A 15,574-nucleotide genomic window follows, 5' to 3' on the forward strand; every position below is an offset into this window, starting at 1 on the left:
TCAGAACAGCTCCAGGTCGCCCGCGGTGGGCAGGACAGGATCGGCGAGCGGCTTTTCTTCCACCGCGCGGACAAGCTTCTGAATCACCCGGCCCGAAGCCGGCCAGAACTGGATGCGCCGCCCGGTTTCGCCGCCGAGGCTGCCGCCGGTGACGGCAATGCCCTCGCGCCTGAGGAAGTCCTGCGCGAATTTCGCATTGGTGGCGCCGATGTCGCCCAGCCCCTGCATGGTGCGCGCGCCGCCGAACAGCTTGGCTTCCAGCCGGTGGCGCGCCGCACCCTTCTTGAGCAGGCCGTTGATCAGCAGTTCCATGAGGTGCACGCCGTGGCGCGAGAAGAGCGGCGCGGCCGCGGCATCCCCCGGCAGCAGGAAGTGGTTCATGCCGCCGACTTCCGCAACCGGATCATTGATGCAGGCCGCCACGCAGGAGCCGAGCAGTGTGGATATGGAGAGCGCCTTGTCGCCGCTCACGTGATATTCGCCCTGCACGATGTTAATGCGGGCATGATGGCCTGGATGCTGCATCAGACGAGCTTTCCCACCACCGCCTCGATGGCGGCCTTGAGCGTTGCCGTCGTGAAGGGCTTGGCGAGGAAATTGTTGAGGCCGTATTTCTTGCCCTCCTCGATCATCGCGCGGTCGCCCTTGCCGGTGACGAGAATGAAGCAGCACTGGCGCGTGGGCGCGTATTCGCGCAGAGCCTTCAGCAGCTGAAGCCCGTTGAGCTTGGGCATGTTCATGTCCGAGAACACGATGTGGCAGGGAGCCGCCATCATCAGTTGCAGCGCCTGCTCGCCATCGCCTGCCAGCACGGTGTTCTTGATGCCGAGTTCGTTCAGTCCCTCGACGAGCAGCATGCGGCTGACCGAGGTATCGTCAACGACCATCACCTTGAGGTGCTGCGTATAGGGCATTGGAGCCTCCGTTATATCCTGACGGCCGTCGCCTCGATGAGGGCCTGGCCGATGCGCGTGATGGGATGCTGGACTTCGACCGCGCCGAGCTCGACTGCCGCCTTCGGCATGCCGTAGACGATGGACGTGGCCTCGTCCTGGGCCATGGTGTGGCCGCCCGCCTGGCGGATATCGAGCAGCCCCTGGGCGCCGTCCCGGCCCATGCCGGTGAGCAGGACCCCCACGGCGCGGGGACCCAGCGAGCGCGCCGCCGAGGAAAACAACCGGTCTATGGATGGGCAATGGCCGTTCACCGGGCCGCCCGTCTTCAGCGCGCAGGCGAAGGTCGAGCGCCCCGCCACCTCGAGATGAAGCTCGCCGCCGGGCGCGATATAGACCGTGCCGGGCCTCAAGGCCGCGCCGACCGTCGCCTCCATGACTTCGGGTGCGCACATCTTGTCGAGCCGGACCGCGAGGTTGCGGGTGAACACCGGCGGCATGTGCTGGGTGACGAGGGTCGGCGGGCAATTGGCGGGAAAGGCCGTCAGAATAGAGATCAGCGCCTCGACGCCACCTGTTGATGACCCCATGAAGATCATCTTGCCATCGGGCTTGTAGACGTCCGCGTTAGGTGGCTTCTGCTCGACGGTCCGGGCAGCCGGCGCGCGGCGCTTCACGTTGGAGGCGATCTTCACCTTGGCGGGAAGCTCATCGAAGCTGTTGGGGTTATGCACGCTGGGTTTGACCACGCAATCCACTGCCCCCAGCGCCAGCGCGGCGATGGTGGTGTCGGTGCCGCGGGCCGTCATCGAGGACACCATGACGACCGGCATCGGCCTCAGGCGCATCACCTTCTCAAGGAAGGAGATGCCGTCCATTTCCGGCATCTCGACGTCCAGCGTCATGACGTCCGGGTTGAGCATCTTGATGAGTTCGCGCGCCTGCAGCGCCGACTTTGCCGAGCCCACCACCTCGATTTCCGGGTCAGCCTCGAGCACATTGGCGACGAGCTGGCGCATGGTGGCTGAATCGTCAACGACAAGAACCTTGATCTTGCTCATGCCGGGGAGCCTCCAATCTTCCGGTAAACGGTTGTGCCGTCGATCTTGAAAAGCTTCTCGGCAGGGCCGATGACGCGTTCGGAATGCCCAAGATAGAGGTAACCCCCAGGGCGGATGAGCGGCAGCATGCGGTTGAGAAGCCGCATCTGCGTTTTCTCGTCGAAATAGATCACGACGTTGCGGCAGAACACCGCGTCGAACGGGCCCTTCATCGGCCAGGACCCCATGAGGTTGAGCTGGCGGAAGGTAACGAGGCCGCGCGGCGCCTCGTCGAAGCGCATGGCGCCCGTTCCCGTGCTCTCCATCCAGCTGCGGCGCAGCTCGGCGGGAAGGCTCGCCGTTTCCTCGGCGGGATAGGTGGCCCGGCGGCCGGTCTCGAGCACCAGAGGATTGATGTCGGTCGCCAGGATGCGGGCGTCATAGGCGCGGGCATCCGGCAGCACGGAAAGAATGGAGAGCGCGATGGAGTAGGGCTCTTGCCCGCTGGAGCAGCCGGCCGACCAGATGCGCAGGCGGCGGCCGTCGCGCAGCTCCTTGGCCATCGGCTCGATCAGCTTGCTGCGCAGGTGCTGGAAGTGATGCGGCTCGCGGAAGAAGCGCGTGACGTTGGTGGTGAGCGCCGCGATCATCTGGGCGCGCTCGTCCACGCCGTTCTCAGAACCCACGAGGGCGCAATAGTCGCGGAAGTTTTCCAGCCCCAGCGCGCGCAGGCGCTTGGCGAGGCGCGAGTAGACAAGGTTGGCCTTGGAGGCGGGAAGGCTGATCCCCGCATCCTCATAAAGGGTGTTGGCGATGAAGGCGAAATCGGTTCTGTCGAAGCCGAACTCGCCGGCTGCGAGCGGAGCCGCAGCTTGGGTGTTCATGCGGCTTCCAGATCCATACCGGCCGGGAGCACGTTGTCCATGGTGATGACGGAGATCATGCGGCCATCCATGGCGATGACGCCACGCACGAACATGCGGGCGAGCTGGGAGGCGACATCTGGCGTCGGCTGAATGGAGGTATCCTCCACCGAGAGGATATCGGACACGGAATCGACCAGCAGACCCGCCGCGCGCTCGCCCACCTGGGCCACGATGATGACGTGGCGCGCCGTGGGTTCGGTGCCGGGAAGGCCGAGCCTTACGCCGAGATCGACGATGGGCAGCACCACGCCGCGCAGGTTGATGACACCGCGAATATAGGAGGGTGCTCGCGGGATGGCGGTGGCCGGCGTCCAGCCGCGGATCTCGCGCACCGACATGATGTTGATGCAGAATTCGAGGCTGCCGGAACGGAAGGCGACGAATTCGGCCTCGCGGCTCTGCGGGTTCAGGGATTTCTCGATCATGTACATCAGCTCGCTTTGGCAAGGGGGGTTTCGGCGGCGACCCAGTCATGGTGGCGGGGGCCCACCAGCGCATCGACATCGAGGATCATCGCCACGCGGCCATCGCCGAGGATGGTGGCAGCGGCAATGCCGTCGACGCGCATGTAGTTGGTCTCGAGGCTCTTGATCACCACTTGGCGCTGGTCCTGGATATTGTCGACGAGCAGAGCGCTGCGCGTGCCGTTGGCCGTCTCGATGAGGATCGCCACGCCCGACCGCAGGTCGGAGGTGGGTCCGCGCACGCCAAGTTCGGCGCCGACATCGATCAGCGGCACCAGCACGTCGCGCACGCGCAGCACGAAGGAATGGTCGCCTAAGTGATGGATGCGCGAGGGTTCGTGCTTCACCGTCTCGACAATGGCCGTGAGCGGAATGACGAAGACCTGCTCGTCCACGGTGACCACGATGCCATCGAGCACCGCGAGCGTGAGAGGCAGCGAGAGCGTGAAGGTGGAGCCCTGCCCCGGCGCGGAGGAAATCGAGATGCGGCCGCCCAGCGCCTGGATCGAGCGCTTGACCACGTCCATGCCGACGCCGCGTCCCGAGATGTTGGACACCGTGCTTGCGGTGGAGAAGCCGGGAAGAAACAGCAGGTTGTCGATCTCGCTGTCGGACAGCTGCGCATCGGGCGGCACGAGGCCGTTGGCGATGGCCTTCTGCAGCACCCTGGGGCGGTTGATGCCCTGCCCGTCGTCGCTGACCTCGATGATGACGCGGCCGGACCGGTGGGCGGCGGCGAGCTTGACCGTGCCCTCGGGCGGCTTGCCTGCGGCGACGCGCTGCTCCGGCCCTTCGAGGCCGTGGTCCACGGCGTTGCGGATCATGTGAGTGAGCGGGTCGGCCAGCAGCTCGACCACCGTCTTGTCGACTTCGGTCGCTTCGCCTTCGGTGCGCAGCCGGACGTCCTTGGACGTGGCATCGGCCACTTCGCGGACGATGCGCGACATGCGCTGGAACAGCGGGCGAACCGGCTGGGCGCGTATGGCCATGACGCTTTCCTGGATCTCACGCGTCAGCCGCTCCAGCTCTTCGAGGCTCGAGGTCACCTCGCGGTCGCGCACGTGGCTCGAATGCAGCACGCGCTGGGTGAGCATGGCCTGGTTGATGACCAACTCGCCCACGAGGTTGATGAGGCGGTCGACGCGGTCGAGGTCGACGCGGATCGTCGGCTGCACGGCGGCCTTCGCGGCCTTGGGCGCGGCGTCCGCTTCCGGTTGGGGCGCGGCGGCGGCGGCCGCGGCGGCGATCGCCGGGGCCTCCTCGCGCACCTTGCGGAGGATTGCGGTGATGTCCATCTCCTGCGGCGGCGGCGTAGCCGTGGCGGGCTGCGCAAGTTCAATGGCGAGATCGCAGTCGCCCTCGACGAAATCGAAGACCTCCTTCACCGCCGCGCGCTGGCTTTCGGTTTCGAGGCGGAGCTCCCAGGAGAGATAGCTGTCCTCCGGCTCGAAAGTATCGAGGAAGGGCAGATTTTTGATGTCGCAAGCCGACGTGAGCGTACCGAGCCGCGCCAGTTCGCGGAACAGTGCCAGAGGTTCATTTGCCTTGGCGAAAAGCTCGCGCAGCGGGCGGAAGCGGATGGTGAAGACGTTCCGTGCCGGAGACGGCGGCTCATCGAAGGCGGTGATGATGGGCCGGAACTCGAGGCCCGCGAATTCGTCCTCCTCCGCGGCGGCGCCACCGCCACCGATGAGCGCGTTGAATTCCTCTTCGATGGCCAGATAGGGGGCGGTGACTTCCACCCCGCCGTCACGGCTCGCCGACACAAGGTCGGCCAGCGCATCGGCGGCGCGCAGGAACAGCTTCATCGCATCGGAATCGGGCACCAGGTCGCCGGAGCGCACCCTGTCGAGCGCGGTCTCGAAGATGTGGGCGAAGCTTACCAGCGCATTGAGCTTGAAGGCGCCGGCCCCGCCCTTGATCGAATGCACGGCGCGGAACACGGCATTGACGGTTTCGGAATCGCTGTCGCCCTCCTGCATCGACAGAAGGCCGTTCTCCAGGGCGGTGAGCTGCTCCTCGCATTCCTGGAAGAATGTCAGGCGGATTTCGGCCATCGGGTCCATGCCGGCACTCCCCTCAGGCAGCGACGCGGCGGACTGCGGCGATGAGCTTCGCCGGGTCGAAGGGCTTGACGATCCACCCGGTGGCGCCAGCGCGGCGGGCGCGCAGCTTCTTCTCGTCATCGCTCTCGGTGGTCAGAACCAGGATGGGAATGGCGCGGTACTGCGCATCCTGGCGGACCGCCTCGATAAAGCCGAAGCCGTCCATGCGCGGCATGTTGATGTCTGTGATGACCACCTGCGGCTGTTCACCGCGCAGCACATCAAGGCCGTGCAGCCCGTCCTCGGCCTGCACGACACGGAAGCCGGCATCAACGAGGGCCATTCGGAGCATGTCGCGCATGGTACGGGAGTCATCCACGGTGAGAATAGTGACTGTCATGCAGTGAGTCCTTCGCGGGAGAGAAAGTCTTTCGGGAGGCCGAGGAGGGATGCAGCATCGCCAAGGGCGGGCGAGGCGGAGGCGACGTGAAAGTCATGGCCGTCCGAGCGCCACGTCATCCAGGCGGAGAGCAGTGCCTGCAGAGCGATGGTCGAGACGCGCGTGACATCCCCGGCCTCGACGACGACGGCGGTGTTGCGGGCCTTCTTCAGCTCGCGCAGCAGGTCCTCGATCGCCGTCGGATCGAGCGAGGGCCGGAGCCTGAGCACGGTGATGCCGGGGCTGTCGCTCATCCGGCGCTCTGACGTTGGGGGGCGAGACACATGTGCGAGGGCTCCGCTGTTGATGGCGGAACGCTAGAAAGGAAAGATTGCGTCAGGCTGGAGGGATCGCAGGCGGCCTAGCCGGCCTGGCGGCGGTTTTCGTTCATCCGGGCCAGCAGGGCGTCCAGGTCATCTTGGGTGAGGCGCAGCCGGGCGAGCGGCATGACGAGCTGGTTTTCCCAGTGCACATGGCGGCGGTAACGCTCGAAGAAGCCCCGCAGCATGTAGCCCAGCATCTCCGGATTGCCGGGGCGGCCGCCCTGGCCCAGCGTCTCAAGCGCCTCGGCAATTTCGGAGGCGAAGTCATTGTCGAAGGAATGCTCGGCGGCCAGACGCTCAAGAATCTTGTCGAGCCCCTCCTCCGGACTGGCGCGCCTGCGGAGCAGCGGGAACAGCCCCTCCTCCTCGTCATGATGGTGCAGAGGCAAGTCGAACTGCAGGCAGGAGGCGACCTGGGCGCAGAGGCGGCGGTCCACCTCGTCCGGCAAGCTATCGGCGATGCGCTCCATGGCGTCGCACATCTCGACCTGCACGGCATGCGCACTGGCGATCATGTCCAACGGGTTGCGCGCCGGTGCACTCGGCTTCTCACTCACGGCGTGCTCGGACCTCAAAGCGTGGTTCCTGACGATCTGGAGCAATGTCGCGGCGGGGACGTTGCCAAGCCTTGATCCAGATCAACCGGGGGTGGCCAGAAGCGCCTCGACGGCGGCCCGGCGCGGCAGAGGTGCTATGGCGCCATAGCCTTGGGTGGCAAGCCCGGCGGCGGCATTCGCGAAGCGTGCAGCGGCGGCAAGCGCCTCGCCGCGCGCCAGCTCCGCCAGTAGCGCGCCGGTGAAGGCATCCCCCGCACCCGTGGCATCGACGGCGGCAACCTTACAGGCAGGCAAGTGCTCCAGCCCGTCGCGCGTCGCCAGTGCCACGCCGTCCTTGCCCAGCGTGATGACCACCGACCCGGCCCCAAGCCCCAGGACACGGCGCCCGATCTCCGCCGGGTTGCGCAGGCCGAACAGCGCCTCGGCATCCTCCGCCGAGGTCTTGAGGATGTCGGCCCATGCAGCGGCAGCCTCGATCACGGGCCGGGCCTTCTCCGCCGCCCATAAGCGGGGGCGGAAATTGGTGTCGTAGGAGACGCGCACGCCTGCCCGGCGGGCCATGGCGATGGCCGCGGCGACGGTTTCCGCCGCGCTGTCGCTAATCGCCTGGCTGATGCCGGAGGCATGGAGAAAGCGAGCCGAGGCGATGAGCGCGGGGTCGAGGTCCTCGGGCCGCATGCGGCTCGCTGCGGAGCCGGCGCGGCGGTAGGTGAAGACATGGCCCGTGGGCCCGTGGGTGACGAAATAGAGGCCGGTGGGGGCGCCCCTGTCCTGCACAACGGCGGACGTGTCTATCGCCTCGCGCTGCATCAGCACGCGCAGCTCATCGGCGAAGATGTCGTCCCCCAATCGCGTCACATAGGCGGCCCTGCTGCCGAGTCTTGCGGCAGCCATGGCGACGTTGAGCGTGTCGCCGCCGAAGCCCGTCAGCCAGTTGCCGTCCGGCTGGCGGTTCAGTTCATAGAGCGGCTCGCCGATGGCGACGACGTCGATTGGGCTCACGCCGCAGCAGCCGGGCTCTGCAGCGCGCCGGGGCCGGGAACGGCGCCGGGCGGGCACTTGCCGGCTATGATCATGCCCAGCACCTCGTCATGGTCGACGTCGGTGGTGCGCGCCGTGCCGACGACGCGGCCGTTCTTCATGACCGTCACGCGGTCGGCGAGGTCGAACACGTCATGAATGTCATGGCTGATGAGGAAGATGCCGATGCCCTCCGCTTTCAGCTGCTTGATGAGCTCGCCCACCTGGGCCGTCTCCTGCGGGCCCAACGCGGCCGTCGGCTCGTCCATGATCAGGATGCGGGCGTTGAAGTGGATGGCGCGGGCGATCGCGACCGACTGGCGCTGGCCGCCGGAGAGCGCCTTCACCGGCTCCTTGAAGCGGCGGAAGTTGGGGTTGAGGCGCCCCATCACCTTGCGGCACTCGGCCTCCATGGCGACGTCGTCGAGGGTTCCCCATGAGGTGCGCAGCTCGCGGCCGAGATAGAGGTTTGCGGCGGCGTCGACATTATCGGCCAAGGCCAGCGTCTGATAGATCGTCTCGATGCCCAGCGCCTTGGCGTCACGCGGGTTGCTGATCTCCACTTTCTCGCCATTGATGAAGATGTCGCCATGGTCGCGCTTATAGGCGCCCGACAGAATCTTGATCAGCGTCGATTTGCCGGCGCCATTGTGACCGAGCAGGCCGACCACCTCGCCGGGATAGAGGTCGACCGAGGCATGGTCCACCGCCTTGATGCCGCCGAAGGCAATGGAGATGTCCGTCATCGCGATCAACGGCGGCCCGGAGCGCAGAACCCCGGTGGGGTGCTTGTGGCCGTGATGGTGCGTTGTCATCTTTCGCTCCCCCTTATTTGACGCGGCGCTGATAGACTTGGTCGACGAAGACGGCGAAGACCAGCACGCAACCGACCACCATGTCCTTGGTGGCGGATTCGAAGTTGAGCAGCGTCATGCCCGATTGCAGCGACTGCATGACGAGGGCGCCGAGCATGGCGCCATAGATTGTGCCGAGGCCACCGGCCAACGAGGTGCCGCCGATCACCGCCGCGGCGATGACGTAAAGCTCGTCGAACTGGCCCAGCGCGTTGGTGGCCGAGTCGAGGCGGGCCGAGGAGATGGAGGCCGAGATCGCCGCCAGCATGCCCATGAGCGAGAACACCATGAGGGTGATCTTCTTGGTGTTGATTCCGGCGAGTTCGGCGGCTTCCGGATTGCCGCCGATGGCATAGATGTAGCGCCCGAAGCGGGTGCGGTTGGCCACGAAGGTCATGGCCACGCCGACGAACAGCGCGATCAGCACCGGGATCGAATAGCCGAAGGAGATGTTGAGGCCTTCGGGCGGGATGGTGGCGCCGGTCTGCTGCGCCCAGCGGTCCACCACACCCTTCGGCCAGTAATAGGCATTGAGCACCCAAGTGATGCCGATGACGGCGGCGCAGCCCGCGGCGGCGAGCAGCACCTCCGCCCAGACCGGCTTAAGCGTGAAGTTGAAGCGCTTCCTCTGCTGGCGGCCATTCCAGATCAGCGCCAGGATGGCGGCACAGATAAGAAGGCCCAGGATCCAGCTCGCCGTGGCGCCGATGGAGCCCGGCGTAATGCCGGAAATGCCCCCGCCGATGAGCTTGAAGTTCTTGTCCATGGGCGCCACCGTCTCGCCGCGGATGACGGACCAGGCTGCACCGCGCCACACGATGAGTCCGCCCAGCGTGACAATGAAGGAGGGAATGCCGAAGTAGGCGATGAGCGTTCCATGCAGCGCGCCAATCGCCGCACCGAGCGCCAGGCCAAGAATGAGCGTGATGATCCAGATGGCGGGGTGCCCAACGCCCAGCGCGGGGCCGAGCCAGTAGACCTGCATGGTGCCGATGCAGACGGCAGTGAAGCCGAGGACGGACCCGACCGAAAGGTCGATGTGGCGCATCACGATGATCAGCACCATGCCCGTGGTCATCACCGCGATGGAAGAGGTCTGGACAAGCAGGATCCACAGGTTGCGGGGCGTGAGGAACGTGCCGCCAAGCAGCCCGTCACCGCCCCGGACGAAGGCGCTGGCGAGATCAAATCCGGCCCAGATCGCCAGCAGCGCGCCAAGCATGCCGAGCATGCGTGAGTCGATCTCAGTGGCGCGCAGGAAACGCTTCAGCGTGCCTTCTTGTGCCATTCCCGGGTTCTGCGTGTTGTCGATCGCAGCCATCGGAGGTCCTCTCTTTACGCTGTCTCTGGTGGTGAGTGGCGCTTCTTGCGGCGCCTTCCGCTTAAGGAAACCGCGCCACCCCGGGGGAGTGGCGCGGCCATCGTGTCAGGTCGCCGGCGTGCCGCCGCTTACTTGCACGCGTCGACCGTGCCAGCGGCCACGCCGGCGCAGACTTCTTCCTTGGTCACCCAGCCGCCATCGATGACGTCGTTCAGGTTGGCCTTGGTGATCGGGTTCGGAGCGATCAGAACGGCGTTCACTTCAACGCCCTTGGCGCCGGAGTTGAACTTGCCCACACCCGGAATATCGGAGTTGGCCTTGCCGTCGGCGATCATGTTGGCGAATTCAGCGGCGGCCTTGCCGAGCACGCGCGAGTCTTTCCAGACCGACACGAGCTGCGTGCCGAGCGCCACGCGGTTAAGGGCGGCCTTGTCGCCATCCTGGCCGGTCACCGGCACCGTGCCGGCGAGGCCCTGTGCCTCGAGAGCGGCAACGACGCCGCCGGCCATGCCGTCGTTCTCGGAGATCACCGCGTCCACCTTATTGTTCACCGAGGTCAGGCACTGTTCCATATTCTTCTGGGCGGCATCCGGCTTCCAGCCGTCGGTGAAGGTTTCACAGACGTTCTTGATCTTGCCGGCGTCGATGTTGGGCTTCAGCACTTCCATGATGCCTTGGAACAGGAAGGTGGCGTTCGGATCGCCCTTGTCGCCCTTGATGAAGGCGAAGTTGCCATCCTGGCGGCCCTTCTCGAGCATGGTCGAGGCCATCAGACGGCCGACGCCCACATTGTCGAAGGTGACGTAGAGCGCATCCGGATGCTCGACGAGCACGTCATAGGAAATCATCTTCACACCGGCGTCAGCCGCAGCCTGGAAGGCCGGCAGGATTGCGTCCGAGTCGAAGGCGACGACGAGAATGACGTTGCAGCCCTGGGTGATCAGGCCCTCGATGTCGGCCTGCTGCTTGGCGGCGGAGCCCTGGGCGTCAGCCGAGAAATACTTGTTGCCGGCTGCCTCGACCACGGCCTTGATCGCCGCTTCATCGGTCTTCCAGCGCTCTTCCTGAAAGGTCTTCCAGGAGACGCAGATGTTCTTACCGGCCGCCATGGCCGGCGAGGTGGCGAGGCTGGCCGCGGCGAGCGCAACGGCTCCGGCCGCCAGTGTCAGGATCTTGCGATACATTTGTTGGGTCCTCCTCCAAGCCGCTACGGCCCCCGTGAGACGCCTCCCTGAAGCAGCTTGTCGCCACCGCACGGGGTTCCTGGGCCATGGACGGTCTGTTGTTTTATTTCGGCGTCCAAAAAAATGTTGCGACAATCCGTCATCGGAGTCAACATGCAAAACAAGCAAAACAAAATAGTGCAGCGCAACAACAATGCTGCACGAGCGAAATGGGAGAGGCATGCGGGAGAAGGCCGACAGCGATCTCGTGCGCCGGCAGAACCGCCTCCTGCTGATGGAGGCGCTGCGCCAGCACGGCGCCATGGCGCGGGTCGAGATGGGGCGGCACACAGGGCTGTCGCCCGCCTCGATCACCACCATCTCCTCGCAGCTCATCGCCGACGGCATCCTCGAAGAGGCGCACGCCGCGCATGCCGCCGCCGAAGGCCCGCAGCGGCGCGGCCGGCCGGTGACGCGGATCGATTTCAACCCGAGATCCGCGAATGTGGTGGCCGTGAAGGTATCGATCGACGGCATCGAGCTGGCGCTTGCCGACGGACGGGGCGCGATACTGGCGCGGCGCACCGCGCGCACAGCCACCTATGACGCCGGCCCGCTGGCCTTCGGCAAGCTGGTGGCGGACGAGATCACCACGCTCCTCGCCGGGGCGCGGGTGCCCAAGCGGCGCGTCGCCCGCGCCGGCATCGCGGTGCAGGGGGTGGCCGACTCGCAGGCGGGCACCGTGGTCTGGAGCCCGGCCTTCCGCGAGCGGAACATTTCCGTGGCCGCCACCATCGAGGGCCAGCTCGGCATTCCCTGCCGCGTGGCGAATGACGCCAACATGATCGCTGAGGGGCTGATCGGCAGCGACCGCCAGCGCTACGGCGGCACGGCGGCGGTGGTGTTCATGGGTTATGGCGTGGGCATGGGTCTCATCATCAATGGGCAGGTCTATCACGGACCCACCGGGGCCGCCGCCGAGTTCGGGCACATGAACCACCTGCCTGACGGACCCCTGTGCCGCTGCGGGCGGCGCGGCTGTGTGGAGGCCTATGTGGCGGATTACAGCCTGCTGCGCTGGGCCTCGGGCCATGCAGTGACGCAACCCCCTTCCTCCAACGCCATCCCGCAACAGGACATGCTGGCACTGGAAGCCGCAGCCCATCGCGGCGATCCAGCCGCCGTTGCAGCCTACGCCAAGGCGGGCGAAGCGCTGGGCTTTGGGCTTGCCCGCCTCATCGCAATCCTCACACCATCGCGCATCGTGCTGGCAGGGCCGGGCACGCGGGCCATGCCGCTGATCCGCCCGCATCTTGAGCGGGCGCTGGAACAGGGTGTGGTCGACGAGCTGCGCCGCACCGTCGAGATCGAGGTGGTGCCGATCGGCACCGACATGATCGTCAAGGGCACCATCGACCGCGCGCTGCGCCACGTCGACCGCGAAATCTTTGCCCATGGCCCGCTGACGAAGCGCGGCCGCGAACTGGAGACCGTCGCATGAGCATCACCCGCCGCCGTGCCTTGCAACTGGGCGGCGCTGCCGCAGTCCTGGCGTTCACCGGCGGCATCGCGCGCGCCGGGGACAATGGTGGCGAGATCCTGCGCCAGTGGTACAAGGTGGTGCTGATGCTGGTGCGCCACACCGCCACCTACTCGCCGCCCGTGGCAAGCCGCGCCTTCGCCTATCTGGGCGTTGCGGCCTATCAGGCTGTGGCTTCAGGCTCGACCTCGCTGGTGTCGCTCGCAGGCCAGCTCAATGGCTTGAAGGCCCTGCCGCCGCGCGACCCCTCGAAGCGCTATAGCGACGCGGTGATCGCCCATTGCGTGATGGCCTCGGCGGTCAAGACCTTCTTCGGCAACACCGGCCCCACCGGCCAGCGCGTGATGGCGGCGGCCGAGAAGAAGCTGAAGGGCGATGCGCTGCAGGGCCTGCCTGACGGCGTAATCGCGGCGAGCCTTGCCTATGGCGAGACGCTGCAGGCGGCGATCATCGGCTGGTCGCAGGATGATGGCGGCGCCGTCATCGAGAACATGGGCTTTCCCATGGACTATCCCGTGTCGAAGGAGCCGGGGCACTGGGCGCCGACCAGCCCCATCCGCATGCAGCAGTTCCCGCTTCTGCCGAAGTGGGGCCAGAACCGAACATTCGCCATGCCATCGGGCGCAAGCTGCGGCCTGCCACCGCCGCCGCTCTACAGCGAAGACCCGAATTCCGATTTCGTGAAGCAGGCGAAGGAGGTCTATGACGTCACCACGCATCTGACGCCGGAGCAGATCGCCATCGCGCGCTTCTGGTCGGATGACCCGATGTTGTCCTTCACGCCGCCCGGCCACTGGATCGCCATCGCGCATGACTTGCTGGAGCAGGAAAATGCCGGGCTCGACAAGTCAGCCGAGGTGATGATGCGGCTGGGCGTGGCCATGGCGGATGGCTTCATCGGCTGCTGGAACGCCAAGTTCCGGTATGACTATGTGCGGCCCGTCACCGTCATCAAGAAACTGATCGACGCGAAATGGGAGCCGCTGCTCATCACCCCGCCCTTCCCCGAATATCCGAGCGGGCATTCGACGGGCTCAGGGGCCGCCGCCGCGGTGCTGACCGCGATCTATGGCGAGAACTTCGCCTTCACCGACCGCAGCCATGCGCGCGACGGGCTGGGCGAGCGCAAGTTCCCGAGCTTTGCCGCCGCGGCCGAGGAGGCCGGCATCTCGCGTATGTATGGCGGCATCCATTTCCGCCCCGCCATCGAACAGGGTCTCGTCCAGGGCCGTTGCATCGCGCAGTTCGCCATCGGGCTCCGCACGCGGAGCTCGACGTGAGGACTTTCGCCATCGCATCCGCAACGCTTCTGATCTCGGCGCGCGCGGCGCTTGCCGGCGGCGGGCCGGTGGTCCCCTCCTTCGTGGAGGAAACGAAAACATCGGGCATCGCGAGCGTCTACAGCGGCGAATGGCAATACATGGTGGGTGGCGGCGCTGCCGCCTTCGACTGCAATGACGACGGCTTCGAGGACGTGCTGATCGCCGGGGGCGGGAAGCCTGCCACCTTCTACTTGAACAAGAGCACGCATGGCGGCGCCCTGAAATTCGAGAAGCACACGAGCGGCCTCGAATTCGACGCGATGACGGGCGCCTATCCGCTCGACGCCGACGGCGACGGCATCATGGATGTCGTGGCGCTGCGGGTGGGCGAGAACATGCTGATGAAGGGCAAGGGCAACTGCCAGTTCGCCCGCGCCAACGAGGACTGGGGCTTCGCGGGCGGCGACGGCTGGTCGACGGCTTACGCCGCAACGTGGGAAAATGGAAATGACTGGCCCACGATCGCCATCGGCAACTACATCGACCGCACCGAGGAGCTGGAACCCTGGGGCTCCTGCACGCCCAATGTGCTGCAGCGACCCAGGGACGGAGGCAAGGGCTTCGCGCCGCCTCTTGAGCTGAAGCCCAGCTACTGCCCGCTCTCCATGCTGTTCACCGACTGGAACAATTCCGGCACGCCCGACCTGCGCATGGCCAATGACCGCGAATATTACGAGGGCGGGCAAGAGCAGATGTGGCAGGTGCGGCCGGGCCAGCCGCCGAAGCTCTACCGGAAGGAAGATGGCTGGGCCTACCTGCGCATCTGGGGCATGGGGCTGGCGGGCTATGACCTCGATGGCGACGGTTTCCAGGAATATGCCATCACCTCGATGGCCGACAACAAGCTGCAGACGCTGAAGGAGCCGCCCAAGGATGGTTCTGCACCCAAGCCCACCTACAAGGACGTGGCTTGGCCCAGGGGTGTCACCGCGCACCGGCCCTTCATGGGCACCGACCTCAAGCCCTCGACCGCCTGGCACATCGACTTCCAGGACGTGAACAATGATGGGCTCGCCGATCTCTTCATCGCCAAGGGCAATGTCTCCGAGATGCCGGACTTCGCGATGAAGGACCCCAACAACCTGCTCGTCCAGGGCAAGGATGGCAAGTTCATCGAGATGGCCGATAAGGCGGGAGTCGCCTCGACCGAGACCTCGCGCGGCGCCGCCCTCGCCGACTTCAACCTCGATGGCCTCGTCGACCTCCTCGTCGTCAACCGCAATGCGCCCACGCAGGTCTGGCGCAATGTGACGCCTGCTGCTGGCAACTGGATCGAGGTGAAGCTGCGGCAACCGGGCGGCAACGTCAACGCCATCGGCGCCATGGTTGAGGTGAAAACGCCGACGGGCCGCCAGACGCGCGAGGTCGTGTCGGGCGGGGGCCACGTCTCCGGCCAGTCCGGCTGGGTGCATTTCGGCATCGGCGATGCGAAGCAGGCCGAAGTTCGGGTGCGCTGGCCGGGCGAAGACTGGGGCAAACCCATGACGCTGGGGGCCAATCGCTTCGCGGTTCTGGACAAGACGAAGGCTGAGGCTGAAGCGTGGACGCCCAACCCTTAATGCCGTCACCCCAGCGCAAGCTGGGGCCCAGCTTCGGGCAGAAGACACGCGGACAGAAAGCTGGGTCCCGGCTTTCGCCGGAATGACGGTTCAGTGAGTTTGCACCAT

The 15,574-nt window shown here is 66.1% G+C and carries 16 protein-coding genes; 3 read left to right on the forward strand and 13 right to left on the reverse strand.

Annotated features, from left to right (window positions below):
* The 13 genes from IOC82_RS15270 to IOC82_RS15330 all read right to left on the reverse strand — a co-directional run bounded on the left by IOC82_RS15270 (window position 1) and on the right by IOC82_RS15330 (window position 10,991).
* On the reverse strand, window positions 1–525 hold the full coding sequence (locus tag IOC82_RS15270; RefSeq protein WP_290547065.1) for a chemotaxis protein CheD: 525 nt from the start codon (window positions 523–525) through the stop codon (window positions 1–3).
* Window positions 525–914 (reverse strand): response regulator, encoded by a 390-nt coding sequence (locus IOC82_RS15275; protein ID WP_290547066.1) that lies wholly within the window; start codon window positions 912–914, stop codon window positions 525–527. Before IOC82_RS15275 ends, IOC82_RS15270 begins: the two co-directional genes overlap by 1 nt.
* An 11-nt stretch (window positions 915–925) precedes the next feature.
* Window positions 926–1,954 carry a chemotaxis response regulator protein-glutamate methylesterase gene (locus IOC82_RS15280; protein ID WP_290547067.1) on the reverse strand — a complete coding sequence of 343 codons (1,029 nt, stop codon included), beginning with the start codon at window positions 1,952–1,954 and terminating at the stop codon, window positions 926–928.
* Window positions 1,951–2,817 (reverse strand): protein-glutamate O-methyltransferase CheR, encoded by an 867-nt coding sequence (locus IOC82_RS15285; protein ID WP_290547068.1) that lies wholly within the window; start codon window positions 2,815–2,817, stop codon window positions 1,951–1,953. The genes IOC82_RS15280 and IOC82_RS15285 overlap by 4 nt, the downstream gene beginning before the upstream one ends.
* Window positions 2,814–3,284, reverse strand: coding sequence for a chemotaxis protein CheW (locus IOC82_RS15290; RefSeq protein WP_290547069.1), 471 nt, complete (start codon window positions 3,282–3,284; stop codon window positions 2,814–2,816). The genes IOC82_RS15285 and IOC82_RS15290 overlap by 4 nt, the downstream gene beginning before the upstream one ends.
* Window positions 3,285–3,289: 5 nt before the next feature.
* Entirely contained in the window at window positions 3,290–5,389 is a 2,100-nt protein-coding gene (locus IOC82_RS15295; protein WP_290547070.1) for a chemotaxis protein CheA, read from the reverse strand.
* A gap of 13 nt (window positions 5,390–5,402) precedes the next feature.
* Window positions 5,403–5,768 (reverse strand): response regulator, encoded by a 366-nt coding sequence (locus tag IOC82_RS15300; RefSeq protein ID WP_290547071.1) that lies wholly within the window; start codon window positions 5,766–5,768, stop codon window positions 5,403–5,405.
* Window positions 5,765–6,061 carry an STAS domain-containing protein gene (locus IOC82_RS15305; protein ID WP_290547072.1) on the reverse strand — a complete coding sequence of 99 codons (297 nt, stop codon included), beginning with the start codon at window positions 6,059–6,061 and terminating at the stop codon, window positions 5,765–5,767. The genes IOC82_RS15300 and IOC82_RS15305 overlap by 4 nt, the downstream gene beginning before the upstream one ends.
* A gap of 107 nt (window positions 6,062–6,168) precedes the next feature.
* A complete protein-coding gene (locus tag IOC82_RS15310; RefSeq protein ID WP_290547073.1) occupies window positions 6,169–6,687 on the reverse strand; it encodes a hemerythrin domain-containing protein in 519 nt (172 codons plus the stop codon).
* 81 nt (window positions 6,688–6,768) lie between these two features.
* Window positions 6,769–7,689: a sugar kinase gene (locus IOC82_RS15315; protein WP_290547074.1), complete on the reverse strand. Its 921-nt coding sequence runs from the start codon at window positions 7,687–7,689 to the stop codon at window positions 6,769–6,771.
* Window positions 7,686–8,522, reverse strand: a complete 837-nt coding sequence (locus IOC82_RS15320) for an ATP-binding cassette domain-containing protein (RefSeq protein ID WP_290547075.1) — start codon at window positions 8,520–8,522, stop codon at window positions 7,686–7,688. The genes IOC82_RS15315 and IOC82_RS15320 overlap by 4 nt, the downstream gene beginning before the upstream one ends.
* Before the next feature lie 13 nt (window positions 8,523–8,535).
* Window positions 8,536–9,882 carry a sugar ABC transporter permease gene (locus IOC82_RS15325; protein WP_290547076.1) on the reverse strand — a complete coding sequence of 449 codons (1,347 nt, stop codon included), beginning with the start codon at window positions 9,880–9,882 and terminating at the stop codon, window positions 8,536–8,538.
* Between the two features lie 128 nt (window positions 9,883–10,010).
* Window positions 10,011–10,991 (reverse strand): substrate-binding domain-containing protein, encoded by a 981-nt coding sequence (locus tag IOC82_RS15330; protein WP_290547099.1) that lies wholly within the window; start codon window positions 10,989–10,991, stop codon window positions 10,011–10,013.
* A 295-nt stretch (window positions 10,992–11,286) separates the two neighbouring features.
* Between IOC82_RS15330 and IOC82_RS15335 the strand changes: the two genes are divergently transcribed.
* From IOC82_RS15335 to IOC82_RS15345, 3 genes are read left to right on the forward strand one after another with little or no spacing between them, the layout of a single operon-like run.
* Entirely contained in the window at window positions 11,287–12,546 is a 1,260-nt protein-coding gene (locus IOC82_RS15335; protein ID WP_290547077.1) for an ROK family protein, read from the forward strand.
* Window positions 12,543–13,865, forward strand: coding sequence for a vanadium-dependent haloperoxidase (locus tag IOC82_RS15340; protein WP_290547078.1), 1,323 nt, complete (start codon window positions 12,543–12,545; stop codon window positions 13,863–13,865). The genes IOC82_RS15335 and IOC82_RS15340 overlap by 4 nt, the downstream gene beginning before the upstream one ends.
* Entirely contained in the window at window positions 13,862–15,466 is a 1,605-nt protein-coding gene (locus IOC82_RS15345; protein ID WP_290547079.1) for a CRTAC1 family protein, read from the forward strand. The genes IOC82_RS15340 and IOC82_RS15345 overlap by 4 nt, the downstream gene beginning before the upstream one ends.
* The last annotated feature ends 108 nt before the right edge of the window (window positions 15,467–15,574 follow it).

Source organism: Aestuariivirga sp. (assembly GCF_020252395.1).
In the GTDB taxonomy this organism is placed as follows: domain Bacteria; phylum Pseudomonadota; class Alphaproteobacteria; order Rhizobiales; family Aestuariivirgaceae; genus Aestuariivirga.

What these genes read in the sequence shown, in the direction of transcription:
- IOC82_RS15300 (WP_290547071.1), bottom strand. Translation starts at nt 5,768, where the DNA reads ATGACAGTCACTATTCTCACCGTGGATGACTCCCGTACCATGCGCGAC.
- IOC82_RS15275 (WP_290547066.1), bottom strand. Translation starts at nt 914, where the DNA reads ATGCCCTATACGCAGCACCTCAAGGTGATGGTCGTTGACGATACCTCG.
- IOC82_RS15330 (WP_290547099.1), bottom strand. Translation starts at nt 10,991, where the DNA reads ATGGCGGCCGGTAAGAACATCTGCGTCTCCTGGAAGACCTTTCAGGAA.
- IOC82_RS15335 (WP_290547077.1), top strand. Translation starts at nt 11,287, where the DNA reads ATGCGGGAGAAGGCCGACAGCGATCTCGTGCGCCGGCAGAACCGCCTC.
- IOC82_RS15280 (WP_290547067.1), bottom strand. Translation starts at nt 1,954, where the DNA reads ATGAGCAAGATCAAGGTTCTTGTCGTTGACGATTCAGCCACCATGCGC.
- IOC82_RS15320 (WP_290547075.1), bottom strand. Translation starts at nt 8,522, where the DNA reads ATGACAACGCACCATCACGGCCACAAGCACCCCACCGGGGTTCTGCGC.
- IOC82_RS15295 (WP_290547070.1), bottom strand. Translation starts at nt 5,389, where the DNA reads ATGGACCCGATGGCCGAAATCCGCCTGACATTCTTCCAGGAATGCGAG.
- IOC82_RS15290 (WP_290547069.1), bottom strand. Translation starts at nt 3,284, where the DNA reads ATGATCGAGAAATCCCTGAACCCGCAGAGCCGCGAGGCCGAATTCGTC.
- IOC82_RS15340 (WP_290547078.1), top strand. Translation starts at nt 12,543, where the DNA reads ATGAGCATCACCCGCCGCCGTGCCTTGCAACTGGGCGGCGCTGCCGCA.
- IOC82_RS15325 (WP_290547076.1), bottom strand. Translation starts at nt 9,882, where the DNA reads ATGGCTGCGATCGACAACACGCAGAACCCGGGAATGGCACAAGAAGGC.
- IOC82_RS15270 (WP_290547065.1), bottom strand. Translation starts at nt 525, where the DNA reads ATGCAGCATCCAGGCCATCATGCCCGCATTAACATCGTGCAGGGCGAA.
- IOC82_RS15305 (WP_290547072.1), bottom strand. Translation starts at nt 6,061, where the DNA reads ATGAGCGACAGCCCCGGCATCACCGTGCTCAGGCTCCGGCCCTCGCTC.
- IOC82_RS15285 (WP_290547068.1), bottom strand. Translation starts at nt 2,817, where the DNA reads ATGAACACCCAAGCTGCGGCTCCGCTCGCAGCCGGCGAGTTCGGCTTC.